This window comes from Paenibacillus sp. JT22N12, assembly GCF_056269365.1.
The window spans coordinates 105,194-127,796 of sequence record NZ_JBWDNU010000011.1; the positions used below are offsets into that span (position 1 = coordinate 105,194).

The window sequence follows — 22,603 nt, forward strand, 5'->3', positions numbered from 1 at the left end:
GGAACCCGCCTTTATACTTAAAGTATAAAATTGATTACAAGAGGTGACTACACATGAAACGTTCCACAGCCGTTACCGCAAACATTACTGAGAACGCCAGGAAAAAGCGTTCTACCCCAAGCAGATGGAACGCTCCCGTTGCGGGCTACTTGTTTATTTCACCTTGGCTGCTCGGCTTTATCGGACTTACCGCGTATCCGCTGTTCTTGTCATTGTATTATTCGCTTACCGACTACACCTTGATGGAGCCCATCAAATGGGTAGGCACCCGCAACTACGAGCTTATATTTACGGAAGATCCCAAATTCGTGCAGTCCGTAAAAGTAACGTTCATGTACGTCATTGCATCCGTTCCGTTGAAGCTCGCCGCTGCCCTGTTCGTAGCATTGGTGCTTAATAAGGCGATAAAGGGTATCAGCTTCTACCGCACAGCGATATATTTCCCTTCGCTGATTGGCGGAAGCATAGCGGTGTCGCTGCTGTGGCGGAATATTTTCGGCGTTGACGGGATATTCAATAAAATTATTGCGGTCTTCGGCATAGAGGGAAAAGGATGGATCACAAGCCCCGATACGGCACTGGGGACGCTCGTTCTGCTCACGGTCTGGCAATTCGGCTCGACCATGGTCATTTTTCTTGCAGGACTGAAGCAGATTCCAAACGATCTGTACGAAGCCTCGTCGGTGGACGGCGCCAACAAGCCCATTCAATTTTTCAGAATTACGCTGCCCATGCTTTCGCCGATCTTGTACTTCAATCTTGTCATGGCCGTTATTGGCGCGTTCCAGATGTTCACTTCGGCTTTTGTCATTACGAACGGGGGGCCGATGAACTCCACCTATGTCTATGCTCTTTACTTGTATGAGCGGGCATTCAGCCGGTATCAGCTGGGCTACTCCTCGGCATTGGCCTGGATTATGCTCGTCATCATTGTGGTGGCAACGGTCGTTATCGCCGGCACCTCGAAATATTGGGTGTTCTACGAAGCTCAGCCGGGAGGGAGAAAGCGCAAATGACAAAAAAATGGAGTCTGGCTGTCCGGCATATTTTCATGATCGTCTTCAGCATCTTGATGCTGTACCCGGTCCTTTGGTGGATCGGCGCATCGCTCAAACAAAACAGCGAGCTTAGCTCGCCGAACATATTTCCTTCCGTACCCCAATGGAGCAACTTTGTAAAAGGCTGGAACTCGGTTCCCGGGCATTCCTTCACGGATTTTTATCTCAACACATTCGGACTGGAGCTTGCCGTGCTTATTGCTACGCTTATTTCCAGCACGCTTGTTGCGTTCGGATTCGCAAGGCTGGACTTTCCGCTCAAAAGCTTCTGGTTCGCACTGCTCATGCTGACGCTGATGATGCCGGGACAGGTGCTGATTATTCCTCAATATGCCTTGTTTTATCAGCTGGGCTGGGTCAACACGTATCTGCCGTTTATCGTGCCTCACCTGCTGGCAAGCGGGGCGGGCGGAACGTTCTTTGTCTTCCTGCTGATTCAATTTGTGCGCGGGATTCCGAGAGAGCTTGACGAATCGGCCAAAATGGACGGCTGCACCTGGTTCGATATTTATTGGAGAGTCGTCATGCCCCTGACCAAGCCTGCTATCGTTACCGTCATGATCTTCTGCTTCCTGTGGAATTGGGACGATTTCCTCGGTCATCTGCTGTACATCAACTCGGTAGACAAATATACGGTCGGCCTGGCGCTGCGGATGATCAACGATTCCCAATCCGCCCAGCAATGGGGCCAGCTGCTGGCGATGTCGCTTGTATCCATCATTCCTGCCACGCTCGTCTTTATGTTCCTGCAGAAGTATTTTGTTGAAGGAATTGCAACAACCGGGATAAAAGGATAAGATGAAGAACAATCAGGAGTCCAATAGCGGTAAAGCGGCGAATCTCATTCGCGGCTTTACCGTTTCTTTCGCCTGAGACGGAAGATAAAGGAAGTGAATCGGCATGACCAATCCGTTCAAAAAATTCAGAATCGACCGCCTCTTCTTCCGCAGCTTCGCCTTGCTGATCATAGTAGTCCTTGCCTTCGTCGCATGGACAAGCTACAACCTCTCGTCGAAGGCGCTTGTGCGGACCACCTCCCACTACCAGCAGCAATTGCTCGATGAGCTGAATAATGAAATCACGACGCGTCTTGTCATGATCGAGCAAATCTCGCTGTCTACCTCCCGGGACAATGAGCTGATCACCTTTCTTGTGAACACGCAGGATGAATTTGACCGGTACCGGGGGTACGTGGGAGTTGAACGCGCGCTGGCGAATCTGACCTATTCCATACCGCTTATCCAGGGGATCGATTTGTACATGGACCGTCCTCAAAGCGGGGATGCCAAAAGCTATATCCAATTTCGCAATATCAGGGATCTGAATAAACAGGATTGGTCTCAATATCTCGTCAACAGCGATTTTGCGTGGTCCAGCGAACATGAGATTCCGAGCTTTCAAGGCGATGTTCCCGTACTCAGCTTTGCCAGAAAGATTGTGTATGAAGACAAATATTTAGGTGTGCTTGTCGTTCATGTGAAGGCCAAGGAAATTCAGACGCTGCTGACGGGCAATTCCTCGGGATCGAACCGTATGATGACGAACACCGAGGGGCAGCAGTTTCTGAAGATCGGCCAGGCGCTGAATCAGACGGAGCTGTCCAAATGGATCGATGTCAAAAGCGACCAATCCGGTTATGTCCATATCCGGGGAAATCCGGAGGTGCGTGATTCACTCCTGGTTTATTCGAAGCTGGCCGATTCCAGTTGGACTTTGGTGGAAATCACGCCATGGGATCAAATTACGGCAAGCAGCTTCCAGTTGGCCGAGGTGATTGTACTTATCGGCATTGCAGCCGTTCTGTTGGTGCTGCTGCTTACCCACTATCTAAGCGGACAGTTCACGAAGCCGATCAAAGAGATGGTAACGGCGATGAGACAGTATTCTGTAAGCGGAAACAATGTGGAGCTCCCGGCGGATTACGAGAATGAATTCGGTTATTTGTTTGCCGGTTACCGCAAGCAGAATGAGCGCATCGAGGAATTGTATCTTTCCGTTCAACGCCGGTATGAGCAGCAGAAAAAAGCCGAGATTGAGGCGCTGCAGGCCAATATCAACCCGCATTTTCTGTACAATATGCTCGATCAGCTCAACTGGATGGCCATTGAAGCCGGACAGGGCGAGCTCAGCCGGATTTTGGAGCTGATGGGGCGTATGTTCCGGATCGGCTTGTCCAATGGCGAGAGCTTTATCACAATCAGCGAGGAGCTTGAGCATATCAATTGCTATCTGGAGATCCAGCAGCTGCGCTGGGGAGGCGGATTGCAGTATACGATAGAGGTTCCACAAGACATCCAGCATTTGTTTATTCCGAAGCTAACCCTTCAACCGTTCGTGGAGAATTCGGTCGTCCACGGCTTTAATAAGCGAATTAACGGTCACATCCGTATTCAGATGAGCAGCAGGAATCATTCTTTACAAATCATCATTGATGATGACGGTACCGGACTCAAACGCGTGGCGGAGGGGAAACAGAAACGTCGTACGGGAGGCTACGGCATCCGTAATGTGCGGGAGAGAATCGCCGGTTATTTCGGAGATTGCTATGGTGTTGTCCTGACGGATCGGGAAGAGGGGGGAACCAGGGTCGAAATTACCCTTCCGCTGCTGACCGAGCCGCAGCCTAAAGAGCAGGCAGATAACAATCCCGTATAAATAGTTAAGCTTTTAAAAATAAAGGGTGAATCTCTAAGATTTGCATGTCTGATACGGATTGGTAGTATAAAGAGTGAAAGCGATTTCTTCGCTGCTGTTGAAGTTAAAGGAGGTCTGTTTTGTGTGGAAGATTGCCATCATTGACGATGAACGCCATGTGCTGCAAGGAATGAAGCGCGTTATTCCCTGGGATGAGCTGAATGCGCAGTGGGCGGGGGAAGCCTTGAACGGCGAAGACGGACTGGACTTGATCCGGGAGACCCAGCCGGATATTGTGATCACTGATATTTATATGCCGGTGATGAACGGCCTGGATATGATGGAGCAGCTGCGGAAGGAAGGGTTTAACGGCAAAATCATCATTCTTAGCGGATATTCGGATTTCGAGCATGCCAGACAGGCGCTGAGACATAACGTAAGCGATTATGTATCCAAGCCGATCAGCGTGCCGACTTTAAAATCGATAATAGGTAAAGTTATTCAGGAGCTGGTGGAAGAAGAAGAGAAAAGAGTCCGGCAAGGCGAGCTTGAGCATAAGCTGATGCTGTACGAGCCTTTCATCGAGAAGGAGTGGGTGCGATCGGCTGCGGTCGGCACACTGGACAGCTCCTACCAGAATGGCAGCCATCTGCCGCAGCCTTACCTCCACTGGCTGGAGAGCAATCATGCAACGCTCGGCATTGATCTGGTCCGCGATGTTCGTGCAAGCGAGCTTTCCCTGTCTGACTGGAACCTGTTTCGTTTTGCTATCAGCAATATCGCATGCGAGGTCGCCGGTAAAGTGTTCCCCCATATGGAATACACGGAGCTCCACAGCACAAGAGCGCTGATCATCGTCCACCCGGGAGCCGGAACCCCGGAGCAGGTGGAGAAGAAGCTGGAGGAACTGGGCCTGAAACTGATCGACAGCATCAAGCTTTACCTGAAGCTGGTTATTCGCGTCGGGATCGGTGGCGTTAAAGGGGAATGGGTAAAAATCCCGGATTCGACGGAGGAAGCCTTCCGCGCTATTGATTTGAGAGACCGGCGGGTTGTCCCTGCTTACGATTTGTTTGCCTACAGACAGAAAATAAGAGAGCAGGAATCGGTTGTCCTGTTTCCCGTCAAATTCTCTTATAAGCTGGCAAGCGCCATCAAAGCATCCAAGGAGGCCGAAGCGCATCAGCTTGTTGCCGATTATATCGGAAAGCTGGAGAAGCAAGGGGGGATGACGCAGGATTATATACAGATGCTGGGAAGCGAGCTATGGGGCATTTTTACGTATTGCCTGTATGAAGCCGGCCTGGTGCTTGACGATCTGTTCGCGAATGATCAGATTGCCAAAGAATTGTTCGGCCTGACCCGGCCGGAGCAATTGGCGGAATGGCTCACAACCAAAATATCCGTGATTTGCAGCAACCGGCAGTGGAAAGGGAGCAGCAAGCACAGGCAGGTCGTAGATTTTATGACGCATTATATTCATGAGCATTACGCGGAGGAAGTGACTCTTGCCGAGCTGTCGGACAAGGTGTTTATTTCGCGGAATCATTTATCTATTATTTTCAAAAATATGACGGGTGAAACCTTCAACAACTATCTTACCCGGGTGCGGATCGAGAAGGCGAGAGAGCTGCTGCTTGAGCAGAATCTGATGGTATACGAGGTAGCCGAACGGGTCGGGTATAAGAATGTCCCCTATTTCAGCACCCTGTTTAAAAAAATCACCGGCATGAATCCGACAGAGCTGTGAAGGGGCGCAGCCTGCCGCTGCCATGTATGACAATTTCAATTTCAGCAAATCAGAAAGGCATGCTTGAATTCCAGATGTTGAATCCGGAATTCCGGCATGCCTTTCTTCCTGAGTTCAATAGAAAGGCAAACCATATAACCCGGAGAAAATGGAAAGGCCTCTCGATTTCCAGATAAATAAATGTATACGCTTACAAATATCGTGCTATTTTAAAGCAAATCGTGCATCATTCGCATATGAATTTCTATCCGTAGTTGATACAATTTTCCCCATAGTCTGATTTGCTCGTAAGGTGAGCGTGAGAGGGTGATGACCGATACAATCATTAAGGCGTAATAATCCGTACCCCATTACATACCCGGTGGCGATTCCCGACTGACCTTCTGCTTTTTTTCTAATCGAAACGCCGAGAACAGGAGCGTGGATTCGATTGAGGATGAATTGGTATTACCGCATGCTGCTTTCGTATACTCCGATTTTCTTCGTAGTTATTTCTTCCATTATTTTTGTGTTTTTCACCGTGCTCAATAATGCCTCCGCGAACAGATACATGGATACGAATCGAACGATTGTCGAGCAAATGATGCGCAATACCGATGCGAACCTGAAGCTGATCGAACGCAACGTCGTCAGCGGACTGGTGAATAATAACGCGATACAGGACTATTTCTCCGATAGGCCCAAAACCGTCTATGATTACTTCGTCATTCAAAAGAACCTGATCGATTTGAAATCGTTGTTTCCTTTTGTCCATTCAATCTATCTGTACAAGGAGTCCGACAGGCGGGTACTAGCCGACTCGGGAGCCTATCAGCTGGCGTCGTTTGCCGACAAGCCGTTTCTGATGTCTGCCTACGGCAGCCAGGGATTGTCCGGCTGGACGAACCCGAGGGCTTATTCCCTGTCAATGCCGGACCATAATCCCCAGAAGGTCGTTTCTCTCGTCAAGTTATTCCCGAACGCATCGTTGAAGCAAGGTGCAGTGGTCGTCAGCATTTATACCGGCTCCATCGTCGAGTTTCTGAACAGTTTCGTTGAGAAAAGCAGCGGCTCCGTCCGACTGCTGGATTCGGAGCGACAGCCTTTTCAAACAGGAAGCGCAGCGGTCGATCCGCCGCAATTATATGCTCATTCCCCCTATACGGGATGGTATTACTATACCGACAGCGTGCATGCGAAGCAGTTTACTGTGCTGTCCTTTCTCTCGAATGTTTGGGTAATTGTTGTGCTGATCATGATCGTGCTTGCGCTTGGCGGATTTACATTCATTACCCATATGCACTACAAGCCGCTTGAGGCTATCTTCGGGAAGGTCGGCGGTTATACGGCCCGCAAAGGCGAAGAGATTGGCAGGAAGACCCCCCGCAACGAGTTTGCTTTCATCGAGACCGCACTGGATCATTTGCTCAAAAAGTCGCTTGATTACGACAATCTGTATAAGGAGGACACGGCGCTGCGCCAGCAGCAGCTGTTTCAGGAGCTTCTGGCGGGACACCGGACATCAAGCCAGGCCGAGTGGGAGCGGCAAATGGCCGCACTCAGCCTGCCGCATGCATTCGACCGTCTTTGTGTCGTCGCGCTGGAAATCGATCATTATCGTGCATTTACCAAAAAGTATAAGCAGAGCGACCAGCATCTATTGAAATTCATTTTGGAAAGCGCTTTCCGGGAGCTGGCGCAGCAGCGGGATTTGTTCGTATGGCATGCCTGGATGAAGCCTTATCAAATTGTGTTTGCCGTTCATTTGTTTGAATCGGAAACGCCATACGGCGACACGATGCGATTGATATGCGAGGATTTTCGGACATGGATCAACCGCCATCTGGAGCTGACAATTTCGGCAGGGATCGGCGAAGAATCAAGTTCCGTCCCTATGATCGTTCAATCCTGCCGCAATGCGCAGGAAAATGTCTCCTATAAAGCGGTTTTCGGAACGAATACCGTTATCGATAATCGAATGAGGCAAACTAAGGCTGACGGGGATGCCTATTTCTATTTCCAGGCCGTTCAGGATGTGACGCAGTCCTTCCGGAAAGACGAGAAGAGCTGGAAGGAGAAGCTCATTCGAATTTTCGAATCGATGAATGCGACTTTGGTGACCAAACAGGCGATGGCGGAGTTTATGAGCAATGTGACGAGGCAGCTGACGAAAGAGCTAGGCATGTTGTCCCCGGATATTCAGCTCCTGTGGATGGAGTATTATGAGCTTTTATTCGAGGAGCTGGTGGACGATTCCGAAACGCTGGCTGAGCTGCAGGAGCAGCTGACGGCTGCGATGGAAAAGCTCGAAGGCGAGCTCATGCGGCAGCGCATCAACAGAAAGCATCATAGCGTTGCCGTCCAGGTGAAAAATTATATTGATGAGCATTACGCGGACCCGGGCTTGTCGCTCATACAGATTAGCGACAGATTCGGCCTGGAGTCCAGCACGCTCAGTCATTTGTTCAAAGAAGAGCTCGGAGAGAAGTTTATCGACTATGTACTGAGGCTGCGGTTTGGCCATGCCAAACGGCTGCTCGTGGAGTCGGATGAACCCATCTTAAGCATCGCGGAGAAGGTCGGATACAATCATGTCATTTCCTTCCACCGGGCCTTCAAGAAGCTGTACAACCTCCCTCCCGGAGAATACCGCAGCCTGCACCGTTCCGACCGTTAGATTACTGCGTTTCCCGGGGGAATTCCCCGGTCTCCAAGAAAGGTTAAGTCTGTTTAAATCGTAATTATCACGTTGTGCAGGGCTTGTTTGGTGCGGGTTAGTTGCCCAATTATTGTTAATTTCCAAGTGTGGCGGACGGGTGTTAGATTGGTGGTCAAGAATGTTTGCCACAATCAGGAAGGGGAGGGCTCATGCGGCTGCTGCACCGGCAAACAGGCAAGAAGACAGCAGCCGCGCACGGCATGTCCGCTGTGAATAGATGACAGCGGGATTGGCAATCGCTCGAAGCGAACAAACGGCACCGGCAAGGGGAACATGATTTGAAGGAATGGAAGCGATTTCATTTCTGGCCGTGCCGCTGCAAGGCAAAAAAACAGCTGATTTCGAAAGGGAGGTGGAGCTGCTTCTGAGCGTCATTGCTGCCTTAAACTGCAAAGTCAAGCAAACAGCAGCGGATAAATGGAACCGAAGCTCTGGCTGTTGGCTGGTTCCAATGTAAATGAATAATGCCTACTCAAAAAAACAGGAGGAAGATGCATGAAAACCAAGAAAAAACTGTTAAGTGCCATCCTGGGCGTACTTCTGAGCTTCTCAATGGTGCCCTCCGTCTTCGCTGCAAATGCGTATTATCCATCCAACCAGGGTCCGTCCCAAGCCCAGCCTCCCGCGGGACGCGAGTATTTCCCTACCGACATCAATAAGCTGCCCAGCTCCGACGGCCTGCCCGACCTGTTTAAATTCCTTGACCCGACGAAGGGAACGAACGGTTATGCGACTACCAAGTCAGAGTGGGATCAGCGCCGGGCGGAGATCTCCGACGAGCTGCAGTACTACTACTACGGCCATAAGGAACAGACCAGGAAGGAGGATGTCACCTATTCCGGCACCTTCGGCACGAGCAACGCAGCGTTGACGGTTACCGTCAATAATCCGGACAACGGAAAATCCGGCAGCTACAACGTAACCGGCATTTACATCCCGACCTATAAGGAAGGTGTGGCGGATGCCGATCTGAAAAACGGCGAAACGAACATCGCGCCTCCCTATCCCTTTGTTATCGGCGTAGGCGGCGGCGTTTCCGCCAATATGCGCAATGCCTTCCTGCGTCACGGCTATGCCGTGATGAACAACCCCACCGGCACGATCTACAGCGACAGCGCCAGCCGCACCGGCCTGTACACCACATTGTATCCATTCAACAAGGATACGTACGAGGGCGATTCGGGCGCGCTGATGGCATGGGCATGGGGCATCTCCCGGACCATTGACGCGCTTGAGAACGGCGCGTATAAAGGCCTTATCGACCCGACCCGCTCGGTCGTCACCGGCGTGTCCCGCAACGGCAAGGGCGCGGCTCTCGCCGGGGCGTTCGACGAGCGCATCAGCATTGTTGTGCCCGTGGATCCCGGTCAGGGCGGCATAGCGTCCATGCGCTATTCCTCCGAGGGCCGCATCTACAACTACAACGTGCCGAACAGCGCGAACGGGGCTCCCAATGCCTCCTACAGCAACTCCAACATGAACCGCAGCTTCTTCCGCAACGAGAAGCCGACAAACCTGCTGTCTCCAAGCGAAGCCCACTGGCTTGGCGTCAAGGCCGAGGATTTCCGCTTTGACCTTGACAAGCTTCCGTTTGATTCGCATGCTCTCGCGGCGCTGGTCGCTCCGAGGCCGCTTATCACCTTTACCGGGGAAGGCTTTGATTGGCTGGGCTCCCCGTCCAATGTGCTTGCCACTGTCGCCGCCAAAGAGGTCTATGAGCTGCTCGGCGCAGGCGGCAATATCGGCGTATATGTCCATGACGGCGCGCATGCCTTTCAGGACCGCGACCACGCCTATGTGCTGGCTATGATGGACCGCGAGTTCCACGGCGGAAAATACGGCGATCCTCTCAAGGTTGAGGGACCCGATACGCTCGGCGTTAACGTCAACCCGCCGGTTCGACCGGCGCAAACCTACGGCAGCGTATGGGAAATGTCGAGCTATCCGTTTGAGGTAGACAGCTCGTATATTCAATGGTCACGGCCGGGCAAATATTCACTCTATACCACGAACGAGATGGTAACAGCGGGTTATCCGGCAACAATCAAGGCGTATTCCGACGCTTCGCAGGTGATGTTGAACACGGGTGCTGGCGTCTATACCGCTGATGTTGTTGGCGGAGTCGCCACCTTCACACTCAGCGCCGACAAGGTTGCGGCGGGCCGCTACACGCTCTCCACCATCGGCAAGGCCAAGGACAGCCAGACGGTCTATCTCCAGAGCTATGACCTGACGGGTATCCTCCGCACCAGCCTCACGGCTGACGACACCGGCGACAATCAACGCTGGATCTTCGGCTTCACGAGCAAGGTCGACAAGAATGCCATCAAGATCTTCGCCAACGATGTGCCGGTTCCGGCCAGCGTGAACGAAGCACAGGAGCCCGGCTGGATTCTTCCTTACGGCGCTTCTATCCTGACAGGCTATTCCAGCGCCGATGCGGACAACACCAACAAGCACTCCTTCTTCCAGGAAGATGTTCCCGGCTTCCCGGCCGTTTATACAGCAGGAGTGAACAGGGTTGTCCGTCTTGAGGATGTCAAACTTGAATCATTGCCCGATTATAATTTCCAGTTCTCTTATGATTTGAACATGGCCAAGGCTGTCCTGCCGCCGTCCTGGCCGTCCACCAATATCAAGATCGGGCCAAGTCCCAACTGGCCGCAGTTCCCGAACAAGAACACCGATACGGGCGAAAGGCCGGAATCGCTTCCGTGGCCGACCACCAAGCTGGGAGACGTTATCTTCAATCCCAAGAATACGATGATCACGGAGGCCGACACCAGCGTATCCATTGGCTTTGCGAATCCGATGGACCCGCAGAACTTCGGCTTCGGCACAAACTTCGCCGAGGATTACACCCTCCAGTGGAGTGAGAACAACACCATCGTCACCATCGGCTTTGACAAGCCTCTCTCTGCAGGCAGCGAACTCACGCTTGTCCGGCTGAAGGATGCGGCGGGCAACGTCAATGTCAAGCCTTACGTCTTTGATCTCGCGCCGAAGGCCGTTACCGGCATCACCGTCACGCCGCCGAACAAGGTGGAGTACAAGGTTGGCGAGCGCATCGATCTGACGGGGCTTGTTGTTACCGCAGCCTTTGAGGACGGCACATCCAAGGCAGTCAGCAGCTATGAAACCGACGTGAAGGACGGCACGCTGGTGCAAAAAGCCGGCACCACAGAGGCGACAGTCAGCTTCTCCGGCTTCACCGCCAAGTTCAATATTACGGCCACATTGCCCGAGAGCATCATCTACACGGTCAATGTGCCGGAAAGCGTAATCGTCAACAGCAAAGATAAGGAGACACCTGTCAAATTCACGCTAGACGCAGGAAATTACACCGGCCTGCAGGGCTTCAACGCCAGGGTGAAATACGACGCGGATCTCACATACGTAAGCGCAGTCGGCAAATCCGGCGTTTCGGTTGTAGACGCCAAGAACGACGCAGGCAAGAAGGAGCTTCAGCTTGCCGTTGCCAAGCTGGGCGCTCCTATCTCCTCCGGAGAGAATCTTTTGAACCTGCTTGATCTGAACTTTACCGTTCCCGCGGGTTATGTCGGCGACGTGAGCGTGGAGATCATCATTGAGTTTGCAAGCAATGGCAAAAACGAATTAGCTGTCACTCCGCTGAATAATACAGCGACGGTGACGGTGGGCTCCTATATGGTGCTTACCTACGATATTAACAACGACAAAGTCGTTGACTGGAACGACTTCTATGCCGTTGCCGGCTACTATGGGGCCTCCAGCCTCGACAGCAACTGGCGGGAGAACGCCTATCGCGCCGATTATACGGGCGATGGCAAGGTGGGCATAGACGACCTGCTGGTCTTCATCCAGGTTCTTAATGACAACAGCATAGGATTTTAACAGCAGCCAAATCGTTCATTCAGGAAAGATAGTGACCGGCGCCGGGAGTACGTTATCCCGGTGCCGACACGCTTAGGAGGAAAATATTATGAGAGTTTTGAGAAAATCGCGTCACGCCGTATGTATTGCGCTCTCATTTGTTCTATTGGTTTGTATGGCCGGCCTGCCGGTGAATGCCGCTCCATCGAATGCCGAAGCCGCACCAATCAATGTGGAAACTGCACTGACCGAATTCACGGTGACGATTTCCCTCACGGAAAAAGAAAAATATGCCGGCGTGGAGATGTCGGTAGAACTGTCGGATGGCATAAAGTATGTAAGCCATGAGATGGAGCCGAGTTTTACAAGCCTTTATCAGTATAACGGCACCCGGCACCTCATCGGCGGGATGACGACAGAAGGAAAGAATGTTTTCTCTGGCAAGCTTGAGGTAGGTGTGCTGAAATTAAATTATCAGGGTAACGCAATCGAAACCATCTCTATTTCTCCCGCGGTAAGCCGGTATGACGGCGGCGGCAAACCGGTCTCCACGCCAAAGAAAGAGCAGACCATTCAGATTTCCCGTCCTGGCAGCGAGGCCAATTCCGGCGGAGACAATTCCGGTACAGGCGGCAGCAGTGGCGGCGGCAAAACCATTATCCTTAATGAGCAAAACGCAAATATTGAGATCGTGCTTGACGATGCTGTCCCTCTCGCCGGTTTGCCCAGCTTCACCGATATAAGCGGACACTGGGCGGAAAGCTATATTCTTTCTCTCGCCGCACAGCAGTATGTGTCCGGCGTTGGAAACGGAAAGTTCAGTCCGAACGGCAAGCTCACCCGCGCCGAATTTGTGCAGATGTTCTACAACGCGTTTGGCAGCGGAGCGCAGCCCGGAGTCCCGCTGACCTTCGGGGACACTGTACCCGGCGGATGGTATACGAACGCCATAGCCTGGGCCACGGACAACGGGATTGTGACCGGCTACACCGAAAAAGCGTTTGGCCCGAACGATCCGATCAGGCGTCAGGACATCACAGTCATTATGTCTCGCCTTGCTTCCACGTTCGACATGGATCTGAAGGCAGAACTGAAGCAAGCTGCGTTTGCGGATGATCAATCGATAGGCGGCTACGCAAAGGCTGCCGTGTATCAAATGCAGTCGGCCTCCATCATCGCAGGCAAGGGGAACAACATTTTTGATCCTCTTGGCAACACAACACGCGCCGAAGCCGCCAAAATTCTCTACATTATTCTTGAAAAAGCCGGCAGGATCGATCCGGCTTACGCGATTCCCTCCTGATGGAGCGCTAACGCCGCTGAGAATATCTTCATACTAAGCGGCGTTTTGCCTGTGGATCCAGGGAAATTCTCCGTTTTCAAGAAAGGTTAAGTTCATTAAAAAGTGTTAACTGCCCCGGTACCTAGCAGATTTTGGTCAGGTTAACCTCCCGATTATTGTTAATTTCCAAGCGTGGCTGACGGGTGTTAGACTGGTGCTCAAGAACGGTTTGTCACATTTAGGAAGAGGAGGCTTACCATGGCTACTGCAACGACCAGCCGGCAAGAAAAGACGGCAGTCCGCGTACGGCGTATCCGTTTCAAGACGCTGAAGCGGGATTGGCAATTATATGCGCTGTTGATATTGCCCTTGGTTTATTTTGTCTTGTTCAAGTATGTTCCCATGTTTGGCATCATTATTGCGTTCAAGGACTACAACATGTTTAAAGGAGTTCTGGCAAGCCCCTGGATCGGTTTTGAGACATTCCGGGAAGTGTTCGCCATGGATGCTTTCTACAATGCGTTGCGCAACACCTTTGTACTGAATTTTCTGGATTTGGTGATCAGCTTCCCCATCCCGATTATTCTGGCGATTCTGCTTAACGAGCTGCGTGTGAAGTGGTTCAAGAAGGGAGCCCAGACGATCCTGTATTTGCCCCATTTCATTTCCTGGGTCATTATTGGCGGGATGGCCCTCCAATTGCTCGCAACGAACACCGGTATCGTGAACATTATTTTAAAATCATTCGGATTGGAAGCGATTCCATTCCTGACCGAGCCGCTGTATTGGGTTCTCTCTTACCTGGGCATCGGCATATGGCAAAGCGCAGGGTGGGGAACCATCATCTATCTGGCCGCTCTGACCGGCATCAACAGAGACCTGTATGAAGCAGCAGATGTGGACGGAGCGAACCGGATGCGGAAAATCTGGCATATTACCATGCCTGGCATCAAGCCGACGATTATCATTCTATTAATCATTAATATCGGACATATGGCCAGCATTGGCTTTGACCGTCCTTTCGTCCTGAGCAATCCCCTTGTAACGGATGTATCTGAAGTGATCAGCACCTATGTGTACAAGATCGGGATCCAGTCGGCGCGTTATACGATCGCTACCGCTATCGGCCTGTTCCAGGCTGTTGTCGGGCTCATCTTTCTGCTGTCTGCCGATTTTATTTCCCGCAAAGTCAACGATCAAGGCATTTGGTAAGGGGGGAGGAGAATTATGACCAGAAAAGGAAACGAAAGAGTCGTCGATGCGATCATTATATGCTTTATCACCGTAGCGGGAGTATTATGCCTCGTGCCTATGCTCCATATCTTCGCCCTGTCGCTCAGCTCCAACAGCCCGATCATGGCCGGCAAGGTCACCATTATTCCCATGGACATCGATTTGACGGCTTACAAGACCGTATTCGGCAATCCGGAAATGATTCGCTCCCTGGTGTTTACCATCGGGCTTGTCACGCTGTTTACCGTTTTCTCAATGATTATGACGGTTATGGCTGCTTACCCGCTAACCAAAGAGAGGCTGAAGGGGAGAACCCTGTTCCTGCTCATCATCGTGCTGACCATGTTCTTCAGCGGCGGCATCATTCCGGAATATTTGCTGATCAAAAACCTGCATCTGCTCGATACGGTCTGGGCGCTCATTCTGCCGGGAGCGATTAATGCCTTCTATCTGCTCATTATCAAGACGTTCTTCTCTTCTATTCCGCTGGAGCTGGAAGAATCCGCGCGTATGGACGGAGCAGGCCATTTCAAGATTCTGATCCGACTGGTGCTGCCCTTGTCTCTCCCGGTGCTGGCTACGCTCAGCCTGTTCTATGCCGTAGGACGCTGGAACGGGTTTATGGACGCGCTTCTGTATATCACCAAATCGGAGCTGTACCCGCTTCAATTGAGGCTGTACGAGATGGTTATCAACAGTCAGGTCATTGATATGGCTACCGCAGAGGGGATGAATGCCGCTGCTCCGGTGCCGGAGAGCCTCAAGGCAGCGTCCATTATGTTCGCAACCCTGCCCATTCTTCTTATCTATCCATGGCTGCAGCGGTATTTTATCTCAGGCATGATGATCGGGGCAGTCAAAGGCTGATAGTCGCTCTTCGTCAGATCATACGGCCCTTAAGCCGTCCTCGCGAAGGTTGCTATAGATAGAAAAAAACCAAAATATGAAGGGAGCCAAAGTCTGATGAAAATCGCAATCCGAAAAACAGGCATGATTATGTTCACCTTGCTGTTGTTTGCATCCGTATTGGCAGGCTGCAGCAGCGGCAACAATTCGGACAACGGCGCAGCGCCAGCAAACACGCCGGCGAACACGCCGACTGAAGCGCCAGCGGACAATCAGGGGGATGAGAACAAGCCGGCAGCAGAAGAGCCTAAAGGAGATCCAATCACACTGCGGGTAGAGCTGTTTGACCGCAACAACACCCCGGCCGGAGCGCCGCCTATCACGGACAACTTTATGACCCAGTTTATTCAAAAGAATTTCGGCGATCCGAACAACATCAAGGTGGAGTTCGTCACCGTCCCGCGCTCGCAGGAGGTGGATAAGCTGAACGTGCTGATGGCTGCCAATCAGGCACCGGATATCGCCTACACGTATGACCAGCCAACCGTTCAGAAATATGTCAAAGACGGCGGGTTGACCGATCTTGGCCCCTTGATCGAGCAGTTCGGCCCGAACCTGAAGAAGACGATGGGCGATGAGCTCCTCAGTTACGGGATATTTGACGGCAAGCAGTACACAGTTCCGGCAAAACGCGTGCTGACCGCGCAAATGACGACGTTTATCCGCGAGGATTGGCTGAAGGAGCTCAATTTGCCGCTGCCAGAAACGACAGAACAATTTTACGAAACATTGAAAGCGTTCAAAGAGAAAAAACCGGGAAAATCCGGCGACAACGTCATTCCATACGGCTATATCGACTATTTCCATATGCACGCCCTGCAGTATTCGTTCTGGGAGTGGGATAAAATCTCGCAGGAAGACCTGTATGCGAGTGCGGAATGGCTGATGCCGGGAAATAAGGAAGCCTACCGTTTCCTGAACAAGCTGTATAATGAAGGGCTGATCGATCCCGACTTCCCGCTGCAAATGAACAAGGATACGCAGCAGTTCCAGAAGGACCTGATCAATGGCCGGGTCGGCGCCGCTACGCCGAATACCAACGAGCCCGTATACATGGGGTATTACACGGAATTGAAGAAGGCGGATCCGAACGCAAGCTTGGCGTTGATTGACCCGTTCACGGACGCAAGCGGCAAGCATCCCAAGCCGGTGTATTCCCCGAACGGAATGTATATTTTGGTTCCGAAGGCCAGCAAAAACGCCGAGGCCGCAGTCAAATACCTGGACTGGATGTCCCAGCCGGAAAATATTATTACGCTGCAGAACGGTACGGAAGGCGAAACGTACAAGATGGAGAACGGTCTTCCCTATACACTTGACAATGATTTGGTCAATCAGACACTGTATAACTATTTCGATTACTGCATTATTCTAAACGGCAAATATGTAAGCAACACGGACGAAAAGCTGAATATCGAAGCGAACGCATCCGATCCGGCATTTAAGGATTTTACGGTAGAGAGTATCGAGAAAGGCATGTCCGACGGGATCGTCAAGCCTCGTGTCTTAACGCCAATTGAGTCGGAGATCAAATATGCGACCACCCTGGATGCCAAAAACGACGAGATTATGGTCAAAGTCGTAACGGCGAAAACAGCAGACTTTGACAAGGTCTACGACAAGGAAGTTCAGGATTATATGAAAATCGGCGGACAGGAAGTCATGGACGAGAAACGCAAAGCGTTCAAGTCGGAAAATCCTTAAGTTCACGTATTGGAAGCTGGGGACCGTCCGGCAGACTGCCAAGCAGGTATTGAGTGCGGGATTCAATAAAGCTGCAGGGAAGCAGCTGCTGTGCGAAGAACAGAGTAGTGGATTCTGAAGGATAAGGGAAACTGCTGTTTATGGCGGTTTCTCTTTTTTTTTGAAATATCGGAAAGTATAACTTCTGCTGCTCCGGCAGCAATAGTTTTTGGAATTTTGATATGAATAGGAAAAAGGTTATTAGACAGGAATATCGCTGGTTTCATTACAGGCTAGCCGTAGGATAATGGATAATATTCAAATAGATAAGAAGATGATAAGTTGTTTGAAAGCGCTTGTATGACTTGTATACATGGTTCAAGCAGCTAATTGAATACAGGACAGGGGGTTACATTCTCGCAGCCTATATCAAGCACAAAGCGGACTTGAGTACCGCAGCGTCCCGCATTTTCACAGGCCAACTAACATGCAAAGTGCTATTAATTCTAACAAAGGAGATGTTTGTAATGAAAAAGCCAAAACGCATCATCGGCCTTATCCTGGCCGCTCTGATGCTCATGCCCGTTCCCCTGAACAAGGCGCAGGCAGGTTCGGCTGACAGCAATCTGGAGAAAGCCGCGTTTTCCGTCAGAGGTTATGCCTCGGCTCAGTTGGCTGCCGCTGACTTTACCGTTTCATTCCACACAAACGGTGGCAATGCCGTACCGGAGCAAAGTGTTGCAGCCGGAGAACCGGCAAAAAAACCTGCTGGCCCTGTAAGAGAGGGGAAAGAATTTGCAGGCTGGTTCTCTAATGAAGATTTAACATCCGCCTATTATTTCAATGCACCTGTAATTGGAAGCCGGACCCTGTATGCAAAGTGGATATCTGCAACAGAATTCAAAAGCGCAGCGGAATTGGACAAGGTCTATGAGCTTCCGAACCCCTTCCGGTTTTATGACGGGACGATGGTGACCGATCCTTCACAGTGGCCGGAAAGACGGGCTGAGCTCGATGAGATGTATCAGACCTACTTTATGGGCAATATTCCTGATGCGCCGGAGGAATTAAGCGCCACGAGAAGCGGAAACAAGCTTAGCATTACAATGAAGGCTGGAGAAGTTACGCAGACAGTGGATGTTACCATTACGCTGCCTACGGCTGAACAAGCCGCTGCGGCAGGCGTTACCGCTCCTTATCCGCTCGTCATTGGCGATAGCGGCACTGCTTATACCAATGCAGGTTACGCTACAGCCTCCATACCGGCGTTTGCCAGCCAAAATGCGGCAAGAACAGGCATTTTGAATAATCTGTTCCCGTACGATGCCAAAACCAATGACTTTACCTACATTTCCGCTCAAAGCTGGGGTGTACGCCGCTTCATGGACGCACTTGAATATGTGGCGGACGGCAAAGTGCTTTTTCCGGAAATCAATTCCAAGCAGGTTATGACGATGGGACTTTCAATAGGCGGCAAGCTTTCGCTGGCTATGGCGGCTTTCGAGCCCCGTATCGCAATTGGCGGCTCCGATCAATCCGGTCAATTCGGCGCAGCAAGCATACGTCTCGGATATGACGGCAGAGTCTATCCATGGAGAATGGGCCAGTCCAATGAATCCATGCCGGCCGCAAGCCAGAGCAGCGGCTCATGGACTTCGCTGAATCTCCAAAAGATGGCCATTGTCGGTTCGACGAACGGCTATACGGATGGCAAAGGATTCGGAGGGGCCGGCACAGCCAAACAGTATCCTTGGGGACTGTCCGTTCCAAAGGACGGGATTACTTTCGAAGGAACAACCACTCCCGGTTATGATGACCTGTTCAAAGTGCCTGTAGACGCAAACTCGCTGGTTGCTCTGATGGCGCCGCGTCCGGTCATCGTAATGGGCGGTACGGAACACGGCTGGACGATTGCCGAAAGCCAGGCACAATCTGTCTTCGCCGCCAGAAAGGTATATGAATTTCTTGGCGCTGACCCGCGCCGCGCTCAGGTTACCCTTACCGTCCAGGGCCATACCATTACTTCGTATAACCGCAACGCCTTGCTGATGATGGGTCAGAAATATTTCCGCGGTATCGATAATCCGATCCTTGACCAGGACATCCGCTGGACTGAAGCGTCGTCCCTGGGGATTACATCTGCGACAAACACCGCATATGCGGATGCAAACGCATACACCACTCCGTATACGCCTTCTTATGATGCCATTCCCTGGGGGATTCCAGGCCACTATAATATCGATCTTGATGCCAGCAGATTCCTGCAGGGCTACGGCGCTTCGTTTACGGCGAGCACAACGGCGGATACCATTTCCATTTATGAACCGTTCGGAGCTTTAATCCGTACCGTTGCGGTTGCAGACGGAAAAGCGAAAATTACGCTTTCGCCCGGGGAAACGAAGGAATACGGTTCATACAAGCTCGTAGCCAAAGGCGCAGGCTTGAAGGACGGTGTTCAATACATCGAAGTGGCTACGAACAAAATAACATTCTTTGGCAGCAACAACATGTTCAAATATGCCAAGGTTATTTTCGATCCTTTGATCACCACGGTCAAAAACAACAATGATGTTGCCGCTGACAACGGCAGCAGCGTCAGATTCATTTTCGGCGCGAGAATAGACCCGACGAATGTCAAAGTGAAGGTAAACGGAAATGAGAAATTCAACGGCGAAGTGATCGACCGTTCGGGTTATACACAGGAAGGCCAGGAGCCGTATTGGTATTTCCCTGCACCAGGCTATTATTCGAACAATGCTGTCGCCGTTAACGATGTTTCATTGGCCAATTATCAAACGGCAGAATTCACCGGTGTGAGATTCCTTGATTTCTTCCCTGATCTCACGTTCAGCTTTAATTTCTTCAAAAAAGTAGGAGAACCGACAAGCAGCTATGATCAGCTTCCATCCTGGACAGTCGATAATTATCAAGCGATCGGCGTTTCCGGTGACAGAATCCTGCTTTCATGGCCTAAAGCCAATAATGCACAAAGCTATTCCGTTTTTGTTGACGGCAAGCACGTTGGAAGCACTGAGGATAATGTATTTCAGCTTAACGAATTGGCTTCCGGCACAAGCTATAATGTCAAAGTAGCTGCCGTTAATCAAACAGGCACCGCTGCAGAGAACCTTGCTGCTGACATTCGTACACTGGAAGGCTCCGCACCTGAGGGAGTTGTTCTGAACGGGACCGATGCCGTCAAAGCAGGCCAATCCTTCGACCTGACTTATGGCTTGAATGGGGTCGAAGCCGAGATTTTGGCTCAGGATATCACCATAGAATACGATGCGGACTTAATCGGGCTTGTATCTCCTCCGGTCTCGACGGACGATAAGAAATTCGTCGTCGTCGATTACGAGGATGAACCAGGAAAGCTTCGTATCCTTGGCATTCATCTTGGCGAGCTTCAGGCTGACCCGAACGGCGGACTGATTACATTATCCTTCAAAGCGAAATCGGATGCCACGGCCGGTATCGCCAATATCAAGGTTGCGAATGTGATCGCGGCCAACAAAGAAGGCGTTGAATCGACACTTGAGGGAACCACTCATAATGTACAAATCGACGTCATCAATAAAACGGCTCTGAACGAGCTTATTGACGAGGCGCAAGGCGCCCACGATCAAGCGGTAGAGGGCAAGCTTCCAGGACAATATCCTGCAGGCTCGAAAGCGGTTCTGCAAGCGGCAATTGATCTGGCCCAGGGCGTGGCAGCCAATGAGGATGCTTCACAAACCGAGGTGGAGCAGGCTGCGTCCGCATTGAACGAGGCTCTGCAGACATTCAAAGCATCGGTTATTGAGAAAATTCCAGGCGACAACAACAACGATAACAAAATAAGTATTGGCGACCTGGCGATCATGGCGGCTGCTTACGGCAAAACGTCGGCGGATGCAGACTGGGATTCGGTGAAGAACTATGATAGGAATGCGGATGGAGCGATCGATATTCTGGATTTGGTTACATTGGCAAGAGAAATTCTTAACTGGTGATGATAGAGCAGATTTTAACTCATCAGGGGATAACAGCTTTTATGAATGCGAAGGATTTAAGGAGCAGATGAAATGGCCGGGATGACTACAGTTTAAGCAATAAGGACCTCGGAAATGTTATTGGAGTGATCAGGGCTTGCTGCCCGTCGGCTCCACCAAGAAAACCCAGACTATATGCGTCTGGGTTTTCTTGCATTTTGTAGACGACAGGTTAAATCAAATTGAGCGGACTCAAATATGATGAGCAGCAGTCGGCAGGAATTAGGCCATATCCACGCTAAAATCCAAGACTTTTGGTTGACAAATGATTGATTTTACTGGAAGGTCAGATTAATGATATCCTATTTTCCAAAACAACGCGGAGGTATTTTATGAATAGCTTCAACCATATCAATTACCCCGTGCAGGCGGCAGGCGGCCATCGACTTCATTCAGGGGGAATTATTGCGAGCAGGAGGGGACCGGGATGAGAGTGACGGCAGTGCGCGTCCATACGGAAGGAAGCCGCGGGCGATATGCTGAAGTGCTGGGGCATATATCGTCCGGAAAGCTGGACAGGCTGCAGCGTTTCCGTCATAACAAAGATTTTAATTTAGGACTGATGGCGGAGCTGCTCATACGCACCATGATTGGCGAGGAGCTCGGGCTAGCCAATTCGGCATTGCGGATCGAGCCTGACAACAACGGGAAACCGCAGCTCGAAGGGATTGCAGACTTTCATTTCAACGTTGCGCATTCAGGCGAGTGGGTGGCCTGCATCACGGACCGGCAGCCAGTCGGCATTGATGTAGAACAGATCAAAGAGGTTGAGGCCGGCATTGCAAGGCGATTTTTCACGGAGCAGGAAGCGGCGGATCTCGATAGATTGACAGGCGTCGAGCGCATGAGGGCTTTCTATCGGCTGTGGACGCTGAAGGAAAGTTATATGAAGGCCGATGGGCGGGGGATGCGGCTTGGACTTGATACGTTCAGCTTCTCTATTGACGATAGCGTCGGGAGCCCCGGAATTAAGCTGAACACAGAGCTTTTGCTGCAGCATTGCAGTTTTCGGCTGTACGATTGCTGCCCAGGATATGAGCTTGCGGTATGCGCCATGCATGATTCGTTCCCTGATGAAGCGTCGGTGTGGGACGAGGAAGAGCTTCTCCGGCGATTCGAATCCATCCGTTCACCTTATAATTTCCTGCAGGCAGGGAAAAGGCGATGGGAGGGAGAGCATCTATGAGCAATCCGTTTGAAAACATGGATGGGGCTTACCTCGTTTTGATCAATGGGGAAGGGCAGTATTCGTTATGGCCGGCTTTCGTGGAGACGCCGAAGGGCTGGTCCGCCGTTTACGGACAAGAAAGCCGCCAGTCCTGCGTGGACTATATCAATTCGAAGTGGACGGATATGCGGCCGGCAAGCCTGCACGCTTTGCCGACTCTGGGCTGAAGAGCGCGGCGGTCCGGATCCGGCATACTGTATTTAGGAAGAGTATCCGAAGCATCCGCTGGAATCTTATGACTTTAATGA

Annotated in this window: 13 protein-coding genes; all 13 read left to right on the top strand. The window is 51.3% G+C overall.

Annotation, left to right across the window (positions count from 1 at the left end):
* Positions 1-53: 53 nt before the first annotated feature.
* Positions 54-1,016 carry a carbohydrate ABC transporter permease gene (locus tag AC0YOA_RS29340; protein ID WP_475769010.1) on the top strand — a complete coding sequence of 321 codons (963 nt, stop codon included), beginning with the start codon at positions 54-56 and terminating at the stop codon, positions 1,014-1,016.
* A complete protein-coding gene (locus AC0YOA_RS29345) occupies positions 1,013-1,855 on the top strand; it encodes a carbohydrate ABC transporter permease (RefSeq protein ID WP_475769011.1) in 843 nt (280 codons plus the stop codon). Before AC0YOA_RS29340 ends, AC0YOA_RS29345 begins: the two co-directional genes overlap by 4 nt.
* A 103-nt stretch (positions 1,856-1,958) precedes the next feature.
* Positions 1,959-3,713, top strand: a complete 1,755-nt coding sequence (locus AC0YOA_RS29350; RefSeq protein WP_475789645.1) for a sensor histidine kinase — start codon at positions 1,959-1,961, stop codon at positions 3,711-3,713.
* 121 nt (positions 3,714-3,834) lie between these two features.
* A complete protein-coding gene (locus tag AC0YOA_RS29355) occupies positions 3,835-5,442 on the top strand; it encodes a response regulator (RefSeq protein ID WP_475789646.1) in 1,608 nt (535 codons plus the stop codon).
* 436 nt (positions 5,443-5,878) lie between these two features.
* On the top strand, positions 5,879-8,098 hold the full coding sequence (locus AC0YOA_RS29360; protein ID WP_475789724.1) for a helix-turn-helix domain-containing protein: 2,220 nt from the start codon (positions 5,879-5,881) through the stop codon (positions 8,096-8,098).
* A gap of 537 nt (positions 8,099-8,635) precedes the next feature.
* Positions 8,636-12,013 (top strand): glucuronyl esterase domain-containing protein, encoded by a 3,378-nt coding sequence (locus tag AC0YOA_RS29365; RefSeq protein WP_475789647.1) that lies wholly within the window; start codon positions 8,636-8,638, stop codon positions 12,011-12,013.
* Positions 12,014-12,101: 88 nt separating this feature from the next.
* The gene (locus tag AC0YOA_RS29370; protein WP_475789648.1) at positions 12,102-13,295 is read left to right on the top strand and encodes an S-layer homology domain-containing protein; all 1,194 of its coding nucleotides are present in this window, start codon (positions 12,102-12,104) and stop codon (positions 13,293-13,295) included.
* A 237-nt stretch (positions 13,296-13,532) separates the two neighbouring features.
* A complete protein-coding gene (locus AC0YOA_RS29375) occupies positions 13,533-14,486 on the top strand; it encodes an ABC transporter permease (RefSeq protein WP_210044559.1) in 954 nt (317 codons plus the stop codon).
* A gap of 15 nt (positions 14,487-14,501) precedes the next feature.
* Positions 14,502-15,374 carry a carbohydrate ABC transporter permease gene (locus AC0YOA_RS29380; protein WP_210044568.1) on the top strand — a complete coding sequence of 291 codons (873 nt, stop codon included), beginning with the start codon at positions 14,502-14,504 and terminating at the stop codon, positions 15,372-15,374.
* Positions 15,375-15,470: 96 nt separating this feature from the next.
* Positions 15,471-17,117 carry an extracellular solute-binding protein gene (locus AC0YOA_RS29385; protein WP_475789649.1) on the top strand — a complete coding sequence of 549 codons (1,647 nt, stop codon included), beginning with the start codon at positions 15,471-15,473 and terminating at the stop codon, positions 17,115-17,117.
* Between the two features lie 506 nt (positions 17,118-17,623).
* Positions 17,624-21,088, top strand: coding sequence for a glucuronyl esterase domain-containing protein (locus AC0YOA_RS29390; protein ID WP_475789650.1), 3,465 nt, complete (start codon positions 17,624-17,626; stop codon positions 21,086-21,088).
* A 466-nt stretch (positions 21,089-21,554) separates the two neighbouring features.
* On the top strand, positions 21,555-22,313 hold the full coding sequence (locus tag AC0YOA_RS29395; RefSeq protein WP_475789651.1) for a 4'-phosphopantetheinyl transferase family protein: 759 nt from the start codon (positions 21,555-21,557) through the stop codon (positions 22,311-22,313).
* Complete coding sequence (locus AC0YOA_RS29400) at positions 22,310-22,522, top strand: MbtH family protein (protein WP_475789652.1); 213 nt, start codon at positions 22,310-22,312, stop codon at positions 22,520-22,522. Before AC0YOA_RS29395 ends, AC0YOA_RS29400 begins: the two co-directional genes overlap by 4 nt.
* Positions 22,523-22,603 lie beyond the last annotated feature (81 nt).

Excerpts from the sequence above, each read along its gene's own strand:
- AC0YOA_RS29360 (WP_475789724.1), top strand. The coding sequence starts at position 5,879 with ATGAATTGGTATTACCGCATGCTGCTTTCGTATACTCCGATTTTCTTC.
- AC0YOA_RS29340 (WP_475769010.1), top strand. The coding sequence starts at position 54 with ATGAAACGTTCCACAGCCGTTACCGCAAACATTACTGAGAACGCCAGG.
- AC0YOA_RS29370 (WP_475789648.1), top strand. The coding sequence starts at position 12,102 with ATGAGAGTTTTGAGAAAATCGCGTCACGCCGTATGTATTGCGCTCTCA.
- AC0YOA_RS29390 (WP_475789650.1), top strand. The coding sequence starts at position 17,624 with ATGAAAAAGCCAAAACGCATCATCGGCCTTATCCTGGCCGCTCTGATG.
- AC0YOA_RS29400 (WP_475789652.1), top strand. The coding sequence starts at position 22,310 with ATGAGCAATCCGTTTGAAAACATGGATGGGGCTTACCTCGTTTTGATC.
- AC0YOA_RS29395 (WP_475789651.1), top strand. The coding sequence starts at position 21,555 with ATGAGAGTGACGGCAGTGCGCGTCCATACGGAAGGAAGCCGCGGGCGA.
- AC0YOA_RS29365 (WP_475789647.1), top strand. The coding sequence starts at position 8,636 with ATGAAAACCAAGAAAAAACTGTTAAGTGCCATCCTGGGCGTACTTCTG.
- AC0YOA_RS29350 (WP_475789645.1), top strand. The coding sequence starts at position 1,959 with ATGACCAATCCGTTCAAAAAATTCAGAATCGACCGCCTCTTCTTCCGC.
- AC0YOA_RS29380 (WP_210044568.1), top strand. The coding sequence starts at position 14,502 with ATGACCAGAAAAGGAAACGAAAGAGTCGTCGATGCGATCATTATATGC.
- AC0YOA_RS29375 (WP_210044559.1), top strand. The coding sequence starts at position 13,533 with ATGGCTACTGCAACGACCAGCCGGCAAGAAAAGACGGCAGTCCGCGTA.
- AC0YOA_RS29385 (WP_475789649.1), top strand. The coding sequence starts at position 15,471 with ATGAAAATCGCAATCCGAAAAACAGGCATGATTATGTTCACCTTGCTG.
- AC0YOA_RS29345 (WP_475769011.1), top strand. The coding sequence starts at position 1,013 with ATGACAAAAAAATGGAGTCTGGCTGTCCGGCATATTTTCATGATCGTC.